This window comes from Micromonospora sp. IBHARD003 (assembly GCF_056106285.1).
Map to the genome: position 1 here is coordinate 7,926,182 of NZ_JBWBBX010000001.1, position 15,732 is coordinate 7,941,913.

The 15,732-nt window shown below is 68.2% G+C and carries 15 protein-coding genes and 1 pseudogene; 10 read left to right on the plus strand and 6 right to left on the minus strand.

The annotated features are described in order from the left end of the window. Nucleotides 1-22: 22 nt before the first annotated feature. A complete protein-coding gene (locus ACTWOL_RS34485) occupies nucleotides 23-1,027 on the minus strand; it encodes an NAD-dependent epimerase/dehydratase family protein (RefSeq protein WP_474300824.1) in 1,005 nt (334 codons plus the stop codon). 240 nt (nucleotides 1,028-1,267) lie between these two features. Here ACTWOL_RS34485 and ACTWOL_RS34490 point away from each other — a divergent pair, with 240 nt between their 5' ends. Further along, on the plus strand, nucleotides 1,268-1,894 hold the full coding sequence (locus ACTWOL_RS34490) for a PepSY domain-containing protein (RefSeq protein WP_474300825.1): 627 nt from the start codon (nucleotides 1,268-1,270) through the stop codon (nucleotides 1,892-1,894). Nucleotides 1,895-2,206: 312 nt separating this feature from the next. Continuing rightward, the gene (locus tag ACTWOL_RS34495) at nucleotides 2,207-2,824 is read left to right on the plus strand and encodes a TOPRIM nucleotidyl transferase/hydrolase domain-containing protein (RefSeq protein ID WP_474300826.1); all 618 of its coding nucleotides are present in this window, start codon (nucleotides 2,207-2,209) and stop codon (nucleotides 2,822-2,824) included. Nucleotides 2,825-3,137: 313 nt separating this feature from the next. Here ACTWOL_RS34495 and ACTWOL_RS34500 read toward each other — a convergent pair whose 3' ends face one another. After that, entirely contained in the window at nucleotides 3,138-3,326 is a 189-nt protein-coding gene (locus ACTWOL_RS34500; RefSeq protein ID WP_474300827.1) for a DUF6381 family protein, read from the minus strand. Nucleotides 3,327-3,929: 603 nt separating this feature from the next. Then, nucleotides 3,930-4,556, minus strand: coding sequence for a hypothetical protein (locus tag ACTWOL_RS34505; protein WP_474300828.1), 627 nt, complete (start codon nucleotides 4,554-4,556; stop codon nucleotides 3,930-3,932). A 400-nt stretch (nucleotides 4,557-4,956) separates the two neighbouring features. Here ACTWOL_RS34505 and ACTWOL_RS34510 point away from each other — a divergent pair. From ACTWOL_RS34510 to ACTWOL_RS34520, 3 genes and pseudogenes are all read left to right on the plus strand, one after another. After that, nucleotides 4,957-5,280 (plus strand): annotated as a pseudogene (locus ACTWOL_RS34510) (VOC family protein); the annotation flags it as partial. Between the two features lie 382 nt (nucleotides 5,281-5,662). After that, complete coding sequence (locus tag ACTWOL_RS34515) at nucleotides 5,663-6,226, plus strand: dihydrofolate reductase family protein (protein ID WP_474300829.1); 564 nt, start codon at nucleotides 5,663-5,665, stop codon at nucleotides 6,224-6,226. 216 nt (nucleotides 6,227-6,442) lie between these two features. Next, nucleotides 6,443-7,174, plus strand: a complete 732-nt coding sequence (locus ACTWOL_RS34520) for a dienelactone hydrolase family protein (RefSeq protein ID WP_474300830.1) — start codon at nucleotides 6,443-6,445, stop codon at nucleotides 7,172-7,174. Between the two features lie 375 nt (nucleotides 7,175-7,549). On the opposite strand, the gene ACTWOL_RS34525 is transcribed toward ACTWOL_RS34520, so the two are convergent. Both ACTWOL_RS34525 and ACTWOL_RS34530 read right to left on the minus strand, forming a co-directional pair. Further along, complete coding sequence (locus ACTWOL_RS34525) at nucleotides 7,550-8,167, minus strand: hypothetical protein (protein ID WP_474300831.1); 618 nt, start codon at nucleotides 8,165-8,167, stop codon at nucleotides 7,550-7,552. Nucleotide 8,168: 1 nt separating this feature from the next. Continuing rightward, nucleotides 8,169-8,360 carry a hypothetical protein gene (locus ACTWOL_RS34530; RefSeq protein WP_474300832.1) on the minus strand — a complete coding sequence of 64 codons (192 nt, stop codon included), beginning with the start codon at nucleotides 8,358-8,360 and terminating at the stop codon, nucleotides 8,169-8,171. Between the two features lie 101 nt (nucleotides 8,361-8,461). Between ACTWOL_RS34530 and ACTWOL_RS34535 the strand changes: the two genes are divergently transcribed. The 4 genes from ACTWOL_RS34535 to ACTWOL_RS34550 all read left to right on the plus strand — a co-directional run bounded on the left by ACTWOL_RS34535 (nucleotide 8,462) and on the right by ACTWOL_RS34550 (nucleotide 11,996). Next, nucleotides 8,462-8,749: a hypothetical protein gene (locus ACTWOL_RS34535; protein ID WP_474300833.1), complete on the plus strand. Its 288-nt coding sequence runs from the start codon at nucleotides 8,462-8,464 to the stop codon at nucleotides 8,747-8,749. A 687-nt stretch (nucleotides 8,750-9,436) separates the two neighbouring features. Beyond that, complete coding sequence (locus ACTWOL_RS34540) at nucleotides 9,437-9,598, plus strand: hypothetical protein (protein WP_474300834.1); 162 nt, start codon at nucleotides 9,437-9,439, stop codon at nucleotides 9,596-9,598. A gap of 44 nt (nucleotides 9,599-9,642) precedes the next feature. Further along, nucleotides 9,643-11,004 (plus strand): carotenoid oxygenase family protein, encoded by a 1,362-nt coding sequence (locus ACTWOL_RS34545; protein WP_474300836.1) that lies wholly within the window; start codon nucleotides 9,643-9,645, stop codon nucleotides 11,002-11,004. A 350-nt stretch (nucleotides 11,005-11,354) separates the two neighbouring features. Beyond that, the gene (locus ACTWOL_RS34550; protein ID WP_474300837.1) at nucleotides 11,355-11,996 is read left to right on the plus strand and encodes an ABC transporter permease; all 642 of its coding nucleotides are present in this window, start codon (nucleotides 11,355-11,357) and stop codon (nucleotides 11,994-11,996) included. Between the two features lie 66 nt (nucleotides 11,997-12,062). Here the strand turns inward: ACTWOL_RS34550 and ACTWOL_RS34555 are convergent, their stop codons facing one another. After that, nucleotides 12,063-13,823, minus strand: a complete 1,761-nt coding sequence (locus ACTWOL_RS34555) for an immunity 49 family protein (protein WP_474300838.1) — start codon at nucleotides 13,821-13,823, stop codon at nucleotides 12,063-12,065. A 400-nt stretch (nucleotides 13,824-14,223) separates the two neighbouring features. Between ACTWOL_RS34555 and ACTWOL_RS34560 the strand changes: the two genes are divergently transcribed. Continuing rightward, complete coding sequence (locus ACTWOL_RS34560; protein WP_474301318.1) at nucleotides 14,224-15,672, plus strand: amidohydrolase family protein; 1,449 nt, start codon at nucleotides 14,224-14,226, stop codon at nucleotides 15,670-15,672. The last annotated feature ends 60 nt before the right edge of the window (nucleotides 15,673-15,732 follow it).

Genomic DNA, 15,732 nt, shown 5'->3' on the forward strand with positions numbered 1-15,732 from the left:
ATCCGTGCTTGTGCGGTCAGGGTCAGGGCCCGGTCCGCCGCGTCCCAAGCGCTTCGAGCAACTCGCGCTCGCGCCCCACGCTGAGGCCGGCGCGTCGTGCCCGGTCAAGACCCTGCTCGCGTTCCCAGCGCAACGTGTCCGCGAGCATGTCCGCCCGGGGCCGATGACGTAGCCCCGCGGCGCGCGCCGCGGATCCCTTGCGGGCCGACCAACCTTCCCAGCCCGGCTCGACGAGCCACATCGGTAGCGACTCGGCCCCCATGTATCCGGCCACGCCGTTGGCGAGCAGCCATGCCGAGTCGGTGGTGACCACGGTGCCCGTGTGTCCGCCAAGCGCGCGCGACAGCTCGATCCACTCTCCGAACGAGACGACAGGGCCCACAGCGTCGTACGTGCCGGTGCTCCCTCTCTCCGCGGCGTCGAGCAGCCAGGCGGCGAGATCTCGCACGTCTACCACCTGTGTCGGCATGGCCGGAGTATCGGGAACCAGCATTGGCCCTCGCGGATCGAGTGCGGCACGAGCCACCCAGTAGCCGGAGCGTCCGCTGTGGTCGCCAGGGCCGCCGATGAGACCGGCGCGTGCGATGAGGAGGCGGTCACCCGCGACCGCCGTCGACGCCTGTTCGCAGGCGACCTTCGCCTCGCCGTACAACGAGCGGTCGGCCTCGCTCCGGTCGGTCGGAGCAAGGAGAGCCGTGGATTCGTCCGCGTCCGGCACGGCATGGGAGGCGTAGGCGCTGACGGAAGAGACATAGGCCCAGTGCCTGGCCCTGTCGGCCAGGGCGTCGAGCGCCTCACGCACGAAGCCCGGCTGCCATGACACCTCGATGACCGCATCCCACTCGCGGTCGAGCAGTGGTTCGTACGCAGAGGGATCGCGCCGGTCGGCGGCCACCAGCGTCGCTCCGTCTGCGACGTCTCCGCTCTCGCCGCGCGCAAGGCATGTCACCCGATGATCGCGCCCGATCGCCTGCCGCGACAACTCCCGCCCCAGCCATGCTGTTCCGCCCAGAACCAAGATCTCCATCCCCGCACCCAAGCACCGCGAACACCGAACGCCCAGGCACTTTCGCCGACAGCGGACGATGACTCGTTCGAGTGATCTTCAGAGTGGTCGGTCTGTCCCGCGGGACCAGCGGTTACGCGTGGCGACATGAACGTATCGACTCACGCTCTCCGTCTGCGTGTCGCTCTCCCCGCGTGCCTCTTCGCCTGCTCTGCCCTGTTGGTCACTGCCTGCGGCGGCAACGAAGGGACCAAGGGCTCTGTGGCGGCTCCGACTTCGCCCGGTGGTGACACACGCTCACCGAGCCCCACGGGATCCGCCGGCCTCACCGACGACCAAGCCGAGCTCAAGGCTCTGATCCCTCAGGCCAAGATCACCTGGGACAAGGCAGCCGACACCGCGGTCGGCGAAGTCGCCGGGAGCAAACTGATGGAGATCGACCTGAACCGCTACGACAGCGGCAGCACAGCGAGCCCCGCGCCGAGCGTGGGCAGCCCCGTCTGGGCCGCCGAAGTCGCGACCCAGGACGGGAGCGTCCACAGGGTTCTCGTGGACGCGGTGTCGGGCAAGGTCCTCCAGTCCGAGCCTGAGACCGACCAGGACGCCAATGACAAGCGCGCGGTCGCCAACACTCTGAGCAATGCCGAGGTGACCCCGGAACAGGCCGTGAAGACGGCGACAGAGAAGAAGCAGGGGGCTGTCACCGACGTCCACCTGGAGAGCAACGACAACAAAACCATCTGGTCGGTCGACGTTGTCAGCCAGGAGGACTGGAGCCGAACGAACTTCGACATCGACGCGGCAAGCGGCCAAATCGTGCGTGAGCAAGTCGACCAGGACAACGACCAGAACAGCGATCAGAACAACGACCAGGACAACCAGGGCTGAGTGCACGTCATATCCGCACGGGCAACGGCCGTCAGCCTGCGGCTGTGGGGAGGGTGGGGAGGGCACGACTCCGGATGAGCAGGGGTGCACCTTGCAGCGAGTGGTGCCCGTGTCGCCTGCGCGGCCGCAGGCCGACGGTACGGCGAGACGGAGATCGGGTGGGACTGGCGACTATCACCTTTGTGGCCGGCCAACTGCTTCTGATACCGGCTTCCTCTTTCGTTCGGATCGTCGGCCCGACTGCTCACCGCCGATCGATGGGCTCGCGGAAATTCCCTACCGTTGTCGCAGGAAAGGGCGGAGACTCGCCCTATGGTTGACATGGGATCGTTCCGGGAGGCGGTCGCCGCATGGGCGGCCGGTGGCCCCGGCGACTCCGCGCGCGAGCTGGCCGCGCGGCTGCCCGTCCGGGCAGCCGTCCTGCTCGAAGGGCCGAGCGACGCCGCAGCGGTCAGCGCACTGGCCACGAGCCGCGACCGCAACCTGGAAGCCGAAGGAGTCTGCGTCCTCCCGATGGGCGGAGCCATGAGCGTCGGGCGCTTCGCCCGCCTCCTCGGGCCACCCGGCCTCGGCCTGCGCCTGACGGGGCTCTGCGACGAGGCGGAGCGTCGCTACTACGCCCGCGCTCTGGAGCGGGGGAGTGCAGCACAGCAGGAGTTCTTCGTCTGCGCCGCGGACCTGGAGGACGAGCTCATCCGCGCGTTGGGCGTGGCGCGGGTGGCGGAGCTCGTTCGGGCGGAGGGCGATTTCCGTGCCCTGGAGACCTTCCTGCGCCAGCCCGCACAGCAGGGCCGCACCTCACAGCAGCAGTTGCGGCGCTTCTTCGGCACGAAGAAGGGGCGCAAGATCCACTACGGTCGCGTCCTGGTCGAGGCCCTCGATCCCGACCGCATACCCGCTCCACTCGACGGCCTGCTCGCCGGACTTTGACCGCTCGAGGAGGTCAGTCTCGGCGGCCGGTTCGGATACTCAGATACAGGGCGGCAACCGTGCTGCGATGCCGGCGTGGGCCACCGCGTGGGCTACGACAGCCCCCACAGTTCGGTCGGGAGTACCGCCGCCTCTTCGGCGCCCCGCCCAGCCAGGACGTCACGCTTCTGCACAGCTCCGGTACGCCGTAAAGAGCGGCGAAACCGAGGCTTTTCAAGCGGAGTTCACGTTCTGGTGAGCCGGAAGTGGCTCCACCTGACCCACATGTGGCCCTGACGTGAAACGTCAGGGCCACACAGCGGTCTTGGAGTAGCTACTCCATGGGGTTCAGCCCCGTCCCGCTCCCGCTTTCCCGCGCGATCTTCTCTTCCATCTGGCGGGCCTTCTCGCGCAGCTTCTGGCGTTCCTGAGGATCGGTGGCGCGGTCCGCCGCGTCCTTCAGCTCCTGCATCTTGGCACGCATCTGCTCGGTACGGCCGCCGGGTTCGCCTGCAACGCTCATGATCACTCCTTGGATCTGGGGAAGAGCGGGCGTCATCAGCGAATCAGCACCTGAATGGCCCCGCATCTCGAGCAGTCACCGACCGCTATTCCCGCAGACCAGGCCGACGGCTTCGTACCGCCGGACGGGGCCCCGCGACGGAGAAGACCGCCACTTCATGACGAAGCAGCGGTCACACTCTCGTCGTGCCCGTGCTGGGTACGGTGACGGCTGACCCTAGTGCTGTGGCCGGATAGGTTGCCGGGAAGCTCGCGGCGTCCTGTGCGGTGGATCGCAAGGCGGAGAATCGTCCTTGGACTGGATGTACTCGGGTGATTCGACAACGCAGTGTGGGAGCCCCTCCCAGCGGTTGCTGGGGGAGGGCCGTGCAGGGCGCCGCGAGCCGGTGAACCTCATCCGGTCCCAGCACTAGGGGGCTTCTGACGGATCTCCGCGGCGTCGCGACGCCCGGCACGCCCCCACGGCCTTACGGCGTGGGAGGTACCCCCACTCGCCGCACCGGCCGAAAGCCCAAGTACATCCAGTACGAGGGCTTCCAACCGGCACTCCGAGAGCACGCACCGGACGCCGCTCCTTCCTCCACGGAGATCCATCAGAAACCCCCTAGCTGCCGGCCGCCGCTGCGGTCCCGATGCCGGAGTCCACGACGCCGTCGGCACCGACCCAGGCCGGCGACGGAGGTGCGTCCGCCTGCGCGGCCGGAGCGAAGCGCTGGTGCCCGGACCAGACACTGCCGCCCACCCATGCCCGCTTGGGCAGGCTGTACTGCCAGCCACCGGCCGCGGTGCCGTACCAGCCGTTGCCGCACGGCATGAGATCGGCGGTGAGACGGATGGTCGCTTCCAGCCGGTCGGCGGGAGCGCTGTTGGTCACACGACCGGAAGTGCGGCACAGCTGCCAGACCCGCAGCTGGTCATTCCACTTGTACAGGTCGGCGGTGGCAAGCAGGAATCCGGCGGGGAGATGGTTCACCTGGCGGCAATTACCGGCCGCGGCGGCTTTCCACGCCTGAACCTCAGACTTTCCGAACGCCACGGCCCGGTCCGTCGAAGACCTGTTCGTCTCGGCCTTGTTGAATGTGCATTCCTGCGGGCTGAGATAAGTCCAGGCTCCGCTTTCGGCCGCCACTGCCGACGTAGGCGTCACCAGTGCCAGGGCACTTGCGCCGACCATCACTGCCAGACTCAGACGACCGCCCGGTATCGACCGGAACAGCGGAATGGATCTCATGGAATTCCTCCTCTCGAGGAGCGGCCCGGTGCCGCACCTCCCGCGGTTCGGGCGTCACACTCGCACTGCCGTCTCAGGGGTGTCAATGGCCGGAAAAAGCCACGGCACGCGCTTTGCGTATGCGTCATCGGCCAACATTCAACGGCTTTCGTTATATCGAGTGTTGTGTGTCCGAAAAAGCACCGAGTGGGTACCGCGTCCCGGCCGCCTTTCCGACGCCTGCGGCATGGAACGTGCCAACCAAGAATTGGCTGTATCGCGTATATGCTCCGGACCCGGACGATAGAGGACCGTCTCAACGGCAAAGGGGAATTCAGGGATCTTCAATCGACTCAGGAATCGACGTCACACCGGCAGACGCGTTCCCGACCACCGGTGGCCTGCATCGCTGGGGATGCCGTTTGCCGATTGGGACGATTTCGATCGCTCACGGTCTCCAGGACCGGGGGTCATGGTTCGCATGCAGTGATCCCCCGGGTGTGGGCCCGCGGCTGTTCGTTCAGTGCGTTTCCGAAGGGAAGGTCGCCAAGAATCGGCTGCATCTTGACGTGCGGGTCGGCACCGGACTCGTGGGTGAAGAGTGCCTCGCCACGCTCGAGGCGGAGTGCGCACGACTGGTCGCGCTCGGGTGCGGTGCGCGTGCGACTACTGCGTGCGGATGGCGTCATTGAGGTCGTGCATCGTGATGCAGGACATTGAGGGCAACGAGTTCTGTCTCGACTGAACATCCTCTGAGCCGGCGAGGTGGGGAGCCATCTCTCGGCCAGGCTTGATCATGGCGAAGACCTCCGGTGCAGTGCAGCTGTCTAGGACTGCACTGCACCGGAGGTCCTCGCGTCCACCGTAATGCCCAGCTGCCCAGTTCGGGAAGATGGCTGCTCGTCGAACGTGTTTGCGTATGCCTGTTTGTCGCGCATGTCGCGGCGGAGACGACAAGCTGCCGCTGGCAGATTCGTCCGGCCCCCCGCGCAGCAGCATCATCAGCATTGAGGTCTTCTCAGCGAAATGATCTCGTGAGGTGACTCGGCTCAGCGGATCCCGCGAGCCACGATGGGTCCTGCGGCGCCGGCGGTCGTACGGTCGAACCCGTTACCAAGGAGCTTCTGATGCGCAGCGTGACCTATTCGATGGGCGTCTCACTTGACGGCTACATCGTCGGGCCGGATGGCGGCTTCGACTGGACGGCGCCCGACGAGGGCGTCTTTCGCTTCTGGATCAACGAGATTCGAGATGTCGGCGTCCACCTGTTGGGCCGACGGCTGTACGAGACGATGCTGTACTGGGAGACTGCCGACCAGGATCCGTCGCTCGACGACTCAGAGCTCGAGTGGGCCGCGCTCTGGAAGCCGCTCCCCAAGGTGGTGTTCTCCACCACGCTGTCGGCGGTGCAGGGCAATGCCCGCCTGGCCCCCGGCGGCCTCGCGGAGGAGATCGAGCGGCTGCGGGCCGAGCCGGGGGAGGGAGACATCGCGATCGGCGGCGCGACTCTCGCCGCCGGAGCGGCTGCGTTGGGTCTGATCGACGAGTACCGGGCCATGGTCTACCCGGTGTTGGTTGGCGGTGGCATTCCGTTCTTTCCCCAACGCGAGCGCCGAGTGGACCTCGAACTCGTCGAGACCCGTACCTTCAGCTCGAGAGTCGTCTATCTCCGCTACCGCGTGGCGCGTTAGTCGGCTCGTCCGCCGAGTCCTAGCCGCATCAGACAACGCCACCCTCTTGGCATCCCCGCCCGGACCAGGGTGACTCCGTTCGTGATACGTTCCTGCCGCCGTGCACTGCTGCGAACCAGGGAGGTGAGACCGATCAACGCTTTGACAGGTCGGGCCTCCCTCCCTCGCATGGTCTAGGGAGTGCCCGCAGAGGCATCCCGAAAGGCATGAGTCGCTATGCGCTTCATCTCTGAGACGTCGTCCGACGGCGTCCGCGAACAACTCTTTACCCTCGGTGAGATTCCTGGCGTGCTGTGGACGCCGGAAGGCGCTGTCGGCACTCGTCCGCTCGTCTTGATGGGGCACGGTGGCGGTCAGCACAAGAAGGCCCCTGACGTCCTGGCCCGTGCACGCCGCTTCGTGACCGAGTGCAGTTTCGCGGTCGTGGCGGTCGATGTCCCCGCCCATGGCGACCGGCCGAAGGTTGAGGAGTACGACCGGATCGCGACCGAGAACCAGGCTCGCGTGGAAGCCGGTGATGAGTTGGCTCCGTTGATCGCCGGTTTCCAGGCGCTCGTGGCCCGCCAGACCGTGCCGGAGTGGCGGGCGGTCCTGGACGCGGTCCAGCAACTCGAGTACGTCGGCGCCGGTCCGGTGGGCTACTGGGGGGTCTCGTTGGGGTGCGGACTCGGCGTTCCGTTCGTCGCTGCCGAACCCCGGGTCCGTGCCGCGGTACTGGGCTTGGGCGGGGTGCTGGCCTCGGCCGAGGCCGCCGCGCGGATCACGGTCCCGGTGGAGTTCTTGGTGCAGCGGGACGATGAGCGGGTGCCGTGGGTCCAGAGCTTGGCGCTGTTCGACGCCTTGGCCTCCGCCGAGAAAACGTTGCACGCCAACCCCGGCAAGCACGGGGAGATCCCGGTATTCGAGCTGGACAGCACGTTGAGGTTCTTCGCAAGGCATCTCGCCTGATATCGCCGCCCGCGGTCCGCGACGCGCCGATCGGGATCCGGATCCCGATCGGCGCGCGTTCACTGAAAGGCGGCCGACATCCGGCACTTCCTCGCCAGGGAGCAGCAGTGACATCCGGCATGCGCATCACCTGGACGCTGGGGTCGCACGGATGGGCCGACACTCTTGAGGATCATCACGCAGAGGCCGCGCTCACCGTGTCCTACGACACCAGTGCGCCAGTGCGATACTTCCCCACGGCCCGAGGGCCTGGGGAGACCCCATGCACAGGACGCCGCGAGCTTCCCGGCAAACCCAACCGGCTACAGCACTAGCGAGCCGACCGGCCGGACAGCCGTGTTGGTCTGGCTCGGAGGCCAGTTTCCCGAACGCGTCTCAGCCCCATACCAAGGCCGTCCTGTGGCCGGACAAGTGCCGGCCCAACTCGTTGGTGAATTCCGGCCGGAACTCCGGCCAGTTCCAGAACTCGAGACCGAGGTAGCCCAGAGCGAAGGAGCCCGGCTGCCAGACCCAGTCGGTGACCTCGATGTCAACGGCGCAGTTGCGGCATTCGACGGCTCCCTCGCCGGTGGCGCGCCAGAGGTCGACGGCCTCCGAGAACAGCTGCCACTCCTGATCACCGGAATCTCCAGCCTCGTGGGACGACTCGCCGGCGTCCCACAGATCGCCCCGGATCAGTGGTCTGAACAGAGCACTCGCCCCACAACTCGGGCAGTCGGCCCACTCGGGAGCGTCCTGACCGCCGTGAAACACGGTCCGCCCTGTTCTCACGACCAGTCCGCCGGGCTTCTCCCGACCGTCGTCCCCGGCTGAAACAGCCTCTGCCCAGCGGGGACCGGACGGGTGGCCCAACGACTGCCCGGGTACGCAAGCCGTCCGCCCGGCGAGCACGATGCCCTCCTCGACCAGCCACGCCAGCACGCGCTCGGCGAGGGCAGTGGCATTTTCTGCCGTGGCGCTGCGGTCCACGACGATCCGGAACCGGTCACCCACGTCAAGACCTCCCCGCGTGCTGCGCGGCGCGGTCCACACCCTGCTGTCCGGGCGCGGCGGCGAAGTCGTCCGCAAGCTGTGACCGCTGCCGACTGGCGCGGAACGGGCCGCCGACGCCCGTCCGCTCGGCGAGCAGAATCGCCCCCTCCTGGGGCACGTCGACATCGGCCCTGCGTTCGTCCTGGTCACCCATGCGCACGTCCCCTCTCGATCGGTGTCGCCCACTGTGTCATTGCTATTCGGCAGTCCCCACACCAGGTACCGGAGCAGGGCGATCGGACGCATCCGCAGCAGGTGCGTGCGCGGGCCACGGTCCTCGCCGCGCTCACCACAGTCCGCAGTACCACCGAAGTCGCCACCCGGGTCGGCATCTCCGCTGCGACCGCCGGCCACCACCTCAACGCCCAACGCGCAGGCAGCGTGATCACAACCGCGCGTGAGTACGGCACCGTCCGGCACAGCCTCACCCACCTCGGCTTGCTCATCCCCTACAGCTCCACCCCGCACTCCAGGCCGACCCGTGACCGCCTTCTTCCAGCCATCAGCACCTCGGCAACCTCCCTGCTGAGCGGGCAGCGGTGATCGTCCTTTGGAGGCAGCTCGCACGGCGAGCCAGCCGCAGGCCGGTGGCTGCGGAAGTGTTCCAGGGCTGCCAAGGTCAGGCGTCGACGCCGAGGGTGACGCATGCCTCCGGGTCTCGGCGGTCTGCTGACCGCTTCGGATTCCTCGGTGGAGGATCGGCCTGGCCGGCCAGGTGACTGTGCGGACGGCCGTTCGCACACCGTGCGCGGCCTTGCCATGCTCCGGCCTGGGCGAGACACGCTGGCGGGCTTACCTCTGCGTAGCTCTCGAGGCGCCGTCGCCGATTCAGCCATGTCATGGATATGCGCGCGAAATATTCGGTGCACGCCCTTGTCGCAGCGCGCGATACCGGCGCATCCTGTGCACATCCCGCGACAGGGCCTCAGCCCGGGCGGGCCAGCCGTCCCTCCCGGCCTCCCCACGGGAGGGTCGACGCCTGCGCAGCCGTGCCCACCAGGCCCAGCCGTCGCCCGTCGCCTCGGCCTTCCGTACAGCCCTACCGTCGCCACCTCCGTCAGCGCCTGGACCCGCTTGGTGAGGCCCTGTGGCAGCAGGAGCCGCACGGCCCCCACAACACCGCAAAGGTAGCTTCGGCCGGCCCGGGTGGACAGGTGTGAACAGGAGTGGACAATCCTCGTTCCTGTCGGGCCTGGATAGTGGACACCTCCCCCCATGAGGCTGTGCGTCATGAACCACCAAGGCACGCAGACGGAGCTGGCTCCCCTACTCCAGACGTCCCTCAGCTGCCTCGTCCGCAGACCCCTGCGGACGTACCCGCCCACAGGTGTGAAGACCTCCCTGGAGAGCGGGCTCGACTGCCTCAAGGCTGGCGCCGGGCAGACGAACTGAGACATGCACCACCGCACACCGGCTACAACGGACGAGGACCGAACATGACCAGCAAACCGTATCTGACGGGCCATTTCACTCCTGTCGTGGATGAGATCACGGTGACCGAGCTCTCGGTGGAGGGCACGCTGCCTTCCGAGTTGACGGGCCGGCTGCTTCGCAACGGCCACAACCCGAAGCCTGGTGTCACTCCGACGCACTGGTTCAAGGGCAGTGGGATGGTGCACGGGATCCAGCTGCGTGAGGGCCGGGCGGAGTGGTACCGCAACCGCTGGGTGCACACCCCGGCACTCGAGGGTGCCCCGTACATGACCGAGAGGGGTCCGGACCTGACGGCCAGCGCCGCCGGCACCCACATCATCGAGCACGCGGGGCGTCTGCTGGCTCTGTGTGAGGCGAATCTTCCCTTCGAGCTCACCCGTGAGCTGGAGACGGTCGGCGCGTACGACTTCGGCGGCAAGATGCGCAACGCGATGACCGCGCATCCCAAGGAGGACCCGGTGACGGGGGAGCTGCACTTCTTCAGCTCCTCGCCGTTCCCGCCGTTCCTGACGTACTACGTCGCCGATGCCAAGGGCGAGATCGTCCACAGTGCCGAGGTCCCGGACGCGTCCGCTTCCCTCAAGCACGACTTCGCTCTCACCCGCCGTCATGTGGTCTTCATCGAGGGCAATGTCACCTTCGACCCGGCCGAGGCCTCCGGCATTCCCTATGGCTGGAGCGATCAGCAGCTGTCGCGTATCGGCGTCATGCCGCGTGGTGAGGGTGGCGAGGGCCGGGTGCGCTGGTTCTCCATCGAGCCGGGCAACATGCTGCACGTGTCCAACGCCTACGAGGACGGTCAGGGCCGCATCGTGCTGGAGGGTCCCACGGTGGACCGTGAGGGCTTCCGGCTGTCGTGGAACTGGTGGGTGGGTGCTCCGGGGCGTGGTTCGGAGCCTGTCTCACGTTCCTATACGCGTCGCTGGGTGATCGACATGGCCGCGGGTACCGTGGACGAGCAGATCATCGATGATCTCGCGGTGGAGTTCCCGACGCTCAACGAGGACTATCTGGGCGCTGAGAACCGCTACCAGTACGCGATCTCCTTCCCGGACGAGAAGGGTTTCGGCGGTTACGGTGTCGTCAAGTACGACCGCACCACAGGTGCCCGGCGTATTCACCAGGTCGGTGACGCGCGTATGCCCAGCGAGGCGGTGTTCGTCCCGGCGGACGGGGCCACCAGCGAGGACGACGGTTATCTCCTGACCGTCGTCTCCGACCTCAAGCAGAACGCCTCGCAGCTGCTGGTCCTCGACGCCTCCCGCCTCGACCACGTCGCCACCGTACACCTGCCCCAGCGAGTGAGCGCCGGACTCCACGGCTCCTGGATCCCCGACACCCCTCAGGACGGCATCGCAGGCTGACCCATCGTCGCCGGAGCGCGGCGCCACCCCTCACGCCTCGTGACACCCTGCGGGTGACCGGTGTTGGGGGCAGTGATCAGGACAAGGGGGCGGTGACCGTTTGGTCACCGCCCCGGGCCATGGTGGGCCAAGTCCCGCAGAGCGGCCGCACTGCCGCCGTCGATCACGCCCGGTTACGTGCCCTTGCCCGGCCCGCACAACCTTGCTCGCCGGCGTGCCGTTTCGCGCGCCTACCCGGCCACCGACGCCGTGCGGCATTCCGTGACCCGCCGCCGCAGATCACACCGACACATCCCGTTCCGCAGCCCGGAACTGCACTGACGATCGCAAGCCCCCCGGAGGTATCCATCATGCCCGTCCCCGCCCCCGACACGCAGACTGCCAACGCCGACGCCAAGGCGTCGACTCGTCCCAAGGGCGAGGTGGACAACCGTGCTGCCTACGTCACCTTCGGCCTCGCCTACGTGCTCGGCCACGGCGCCGCCGCAGTCTCCCAAGGCGAACCGCCCATGCTCGAACTGCCCACCTGGCTGCCTAAAACGCTGCTCGGAACCGGTCTCGCAGCCGGTATCACCCAGGCCACCACTGCCGCAGTGCGAGCCCAGCGCGGGGCAACCCGGCCGGACGTCATCACCGGCAAACTGCTCGGCGCCTCCTGGGTCGTCGCCTTCACAGCCCTGTTCCTCGCCATCACCGGACTGTCGTCCACCCTCGACATGCCGGAGCTCCAGAACATCCTCTGGCCGACCGGCGCCGGCCTCATTACCGGCCTGCTCTTTCTCGCCGAAGGCGCCGCACGCCGCAATCTGCTGCACTACAGCCTCGGCATCTGGCTCGCTGTGATCTCCGCCGCGGCGTTCTTCCCCGGTGTCCCCGGCCTCTACTGGATCCTCGCCGTAGCAGGCGGCGGCGCCTACCTGCTTGCCGCGGTCCTCGAGAACCGTCGCCTCAACTCCCCGGCAATGCGCGCACCGGCATTGTCGGCCGGCTGACGCGGCACTGCTACAGGGAACCGGCCCGGCCGCGGCGAACGTTGCCGCGGCCGGGCGCTGTTGTGCCTACTGCGGCCGGGCGGCTTGGAGGAACCGCTCCGGCAGGTAGGGGGAGGCGACCCGGATGTTCCAGCCGCGGCGGCGGGCGTGGCAGGCCAGCGCCAGGATGTCCAGGTTGATGACGGCGTCGGGGTCCATGGCGCGGTCGGCGACCTGGTAGTAGTCGCGGTGTGATTCGAGGGCGTCGAGCAGAGCGAGATTGAAGCTCTCCTCGTCGCCCTCCACGAGTTGTGAGAGGAGCACGGCGGGCGCCGGGAGGAACCCCCACCTCTGGGCCTTCTCGCACTCACCCAGCGCACGTTCCGTGGCCGGCTCCGGGTCCACGCCGCGCAGATAGTCGTGCAGTGCCCGGCGGTAGAAAGCGTAGACGGAGACGTCCTTCTGCCCCCGGACGGGTCCGGCGACGACGAGTGGGGCGAGATACTCGCGGACGCCGGTGACCAGCGCCAGGTTCGTGGCGGTGTGCCATGTGCCGGGCCCGGTGTGCTCCCCGTCGTACGCGGGACAGGCGAGCGTGCTGCCGTTGATCGCCACCTCGACTCGGGTGCCGTGTTCGGCGAGCACCGTGCGGAAGAGCTCGGCACCCAGCCGGGCAGCGAGGTGCACACCGCCGAACACCTGGTCCGTGGCGTCGGGGGAGTGCGAGGCACGGGCTTTGAACAGCAGGTTCTGGTCGCTCATGGCATTCGCAAGCTGCCGGACGTCAGGCGTCTCCCCGGCCTCCGGCTCCACGACCTTGCGGGTGTCCTCCTCGAACATCGCCTCGCTCTCCGGATGGATGGGCCGAGGAGTGATGGGCCGGTCGAACGTCACGGGCCCTGCGGCCAGCTCGACGACGGCGTCCGGCCGCCTGTCGCGGCCGTACGCCCGGACGCGCGGCCCCGCGTCCTCGAATCCGGTCACCAAAGCACGCGGGAGGTAGTCGGAGTCGACCGGTGGCGGCCACCCCTCCCGCCGGTAGCCGACGGCGGCCAGGGCGAGCGGGAGGAGAGGGAGCAGACTGCGGGGCATCGCACCAGGGCCCGGCGTGTCACTCAGCGGGACCAGCAACCGGGTCAGCGCGGTACCGAATTCCTCCTGCTCCCCGCAGGCCAACGCACGCAGGGCGAGCAGCGCGATGCTCTCCGGGCGGTCCAGGAGGGCGTCACCGGTCTGCTCTTGCCGGATCCGGACCCGGGCGAGGGCGGCGTCGACTGCGGAGAGCTTCTCTTCTCTGGACGGCGGGTAACTCGCGTCGTCGTCGCCGGTGTCGCCCAGGACGTACGCCATGAAGCCGTTGATGAGTTCGACGGCGGGTTGCCCGCTCCCGCCCCTCTGGGGGGCCTCCCGGGCGAAGTGGAAGGCCTCGCCGTGGAGGTCGGTGGTGCCGCAGAGGACCGCCAGACAGAACGCGTCGAGCCACTCCCTCGAGGTGACGGACACGGACGGGGCATCGGACCCGGGGTCGTAGCTCATCCCGAAGTTCACGTAGTCGAGGAACACCTGGAACGAACAGTGAGGGTGGTACGCGGCGTACGCCACGGCGCCGGCGGCGGCCTCGGCGGCGTCTTTCAGGGCCGCACGGGCCTCAGGTGAGCCGAGGTCGGGCGCCTCGACGGACAGCGCTCCCAGGTAGTCACGGAACTCCTCCGAGATCAGCCACCACTCGTAGGTGGTGACCCGGCCGGCCTTGGACATGGAACGGATCTGGCAGCCGATCCTGTTGGTGAAGTCGTCGCGAGCCGCCGCGATCGCGGCTCCGCCCACCCGGTGTCGTTCGATACGCATGTTCCCGCTTCCCCCGTCGAGTGTGTGGGTCCAGCCTAGGTCGTGCCTTCAAAGTCCCGTCTGCCCGGCGCTACTTTGAAGACACTTCTAAGGGCCGTCCCGCAATACCGGGCGGACCAGCGCGCGGCGTCGGATGCATGGGGCCTCCCCAGACCCAACGGGCCGTGGGGAAGCATCGCAAGGCGGAGGGGCACGCTCGTACTGGGCGTATTCGGGTGCGTCGACAACTCCCCCAGGCGGTAGCTGGGGGAGCGCCGTAGCTGTCGTCGTGCGCCCGGCGGGTGATGCGGGACAGCCCTTGGCGCCGGCCAGAGGGGGTGCCACATCCCTGGGTGAACAGCGGCCTGGTTGCCGCGCTCGTCGGGACCGAGTCTGGTCACACCGGACGCCGCGCGTGACCATGCAGCGGCGTCGCACCACCCAGACCCGAGAACGGACCGACACCGTGAACCTCGACCGCGCCTCGCGCCAGGCCACCCTCGAACAGCTGAGCAGGACCGCCGGTCAGCCCGACCGTTGCATCCTTTTCACCGGCGCCACCGTCGTCACCATGGACCCCGAACTGGGCACGCTCCCGGTCGCCGATGTGCTCGTGAAAGGCACGACCGTCGCGGCCGTCGGCACCGATCTGGGGGCCCAGGGCGCCGCGGCCGGCGCCATCGTCATCGACGCCACCGGCACCGTCATCACCCCCGGCTTCGTGGACACCCACCGCCACGCCTGGCAAGCCCAGTTGCGCCGGATCATGCCGGACGTCGACGACCTCGGCGCCTACGTCACCACCACCCTCCTCGGCTATGCCCCCGTCTACCGGCCCGAAGACATGTACGCCGGGACGAAGCTGGCCGCACTCACCGCCATCGACTCCGGCATCACCACGATGCTGGACTTTTCCCACAACTCCCGTACCGCCGCCCACTCCGACGCAGCCGTCAACGCCCTGCTGGACACCGGCATCCGGGGCGTCCACGCCGCCATGGCCCCGCACTTCGGCGCATGGGACCACCAGTGGCCGGGCGACGTCGCCCGCCTGCGCGAGGAATACGGCAGCGAGCTGCTGACCTTCCGCCTCGCCACGCTCGCCACGGAAGAGATCGCGGGCCCCGAGCTGGCATACGGCCGCGAACTCGCTCGCGTCGCCCGGGAGCTGGGCGTCGGTGTCAGCGTGGACGCGGTGTTCGGCGCGTCCTCCTCGCAGGCGGTTCTGGCCTGGGAGCGGCAGGGCCTGCTGGGTCCGGACCTCACCCTGATCCACTCCACCGGGCTGACCCGCGATGCCTGGAGCGCCATCGGTGCCACTGGCACCACCATCGCGCTGGCTCCCACCTCGGACGCCCAGATCGGCCTGGAGAGCGCGATCCCGGCCGTAGACGAGGCGCTGTCCGTCGGTGTGCGCCCCGGCTTGAGCATCGACGTCGAAGTCGCACTGGCCAGCGATATGTTCACCCAGATGCGGGCCTTGCACACGATCCAGCGCATGCGTGCCGTCAACGGCGTCTACGGCACCGACCGCGAGCCGGTCCGTATCAGTACCGCGGACGTACTGGACTTCGCCACCTTGCAGGGAGCGCGCACCAACGGCCTGGACGATGTCACCGGCTCGCTGACCCCGGGTAAGCAGGCCGACCTGCTGGTCATCAATGCCGAGGAGATCAACAACATGCCGCTCAACGACCCGATCGGCACCATCGTGCTGGGCTGCGACGCCCGCAACATCGACACCGTCCTGATCGCCGGCCAGGTCCGCAAGTGGCACGGGCGGGTGCTGGACGTCGACCTCCCCGCACTGCGCGCCGAGGTCGCCGCATCCCGGGACCACGTCCTGGCCGCCGCCGCAGCCACCGCCTGACCCGGATCACCTGCGTGCCGTCTGTTGACGGGGGACGCCTCCCGCCTGCTAGTCTGAAAT

Bases quoted from the DNA above. Each gene is read 5' to 3' on its own strand.
- ACTWOL_RS34515 (WP_474300829.1), top strand. From the start codon at position 5,663: ATGCGCAGCGTGACCTATTCGATGGGCGTCTCACTTGACGGCTACATC.
- ACTWOL_RS34560 (WP_474301318.1), top strand. From the start codon at position 14,224: ATGCAGCGGCGTCGCACCACCCAGACCCGAGAACGGACCGACACCGTG.
- ACTWOL_RS34500 (WP_474300827.1), bottom strand. From the start codon at position 3,326: ATGAGCGTTGCAGGCGAACCCGGCGGCCGTACCGAGCAGATGCGTGCC.
- ACTWOL_RS34545 (WP_474300836.1), top strand. From the start codon at position 9,643: ATGACCAGCAAACCGTATCTGACGGGCCATTTCACTCCTGTCGTGGAT.
- ACTWOL_RS34520 (WP_474300830.1), top strand. From the start codon at position 6,443: ATGCGCTTCATCTCTGAGACGTCGTCCGACGGCGTCCGCGAACAACTC.
- ACTWOL_RS34540 (WP_474300834.1), top strand. From the start codon at position 9,437: ATGAACCACCAAGGCACGCAGACGGAGCTGGCTCCCCTACTCCAGACG.
- ACTWOL_RS34550 (WP_474300837.1), top strand. From the start codon at position 11,355: ATGCCCGTCCCCGCCCCCGACACGCAGACTGCCAACGCCGACGCCAAG.
- ACTWOL_RS34555 (WP_474300838.1), bottom strand. From the start codon at position 13,823: ATGCGTATCGAACGACACCGGGTGGGCGGAGCCGCGATCGCGGCGGCT.
- ACTWOL_RS34530 (WP_474300832.1), bottom strand. From the start codon at position 8,360: ATGGGTGACCAGGACGAACGCAGGGCCGATGTCGACGTGCCCCAGGAG.
- ACTWOL_RS34485 (WP_474300824.1), bottom strand. From the start codon at position 1,027: ATGGAGATCTTGGTTCTGGGCGGAACAGCATGGCTGGGGCGGGAGTTG.
- ACTWOL_RS34495 (WP_474300826.1), top strand. From the start codon at position 2,207: ATGGTTGACATGGGATCGTTCCGGGAGGCGGTCGCCGCATGGGCGGCC.
- ACTWOL_RS34505 (WP_474300828.1), bottom strand. From the start codon at position 4,556: ATGAGATCCATTCCGCTGTTCCGGTCGATACCGGGCGGTCGTCTGAGT.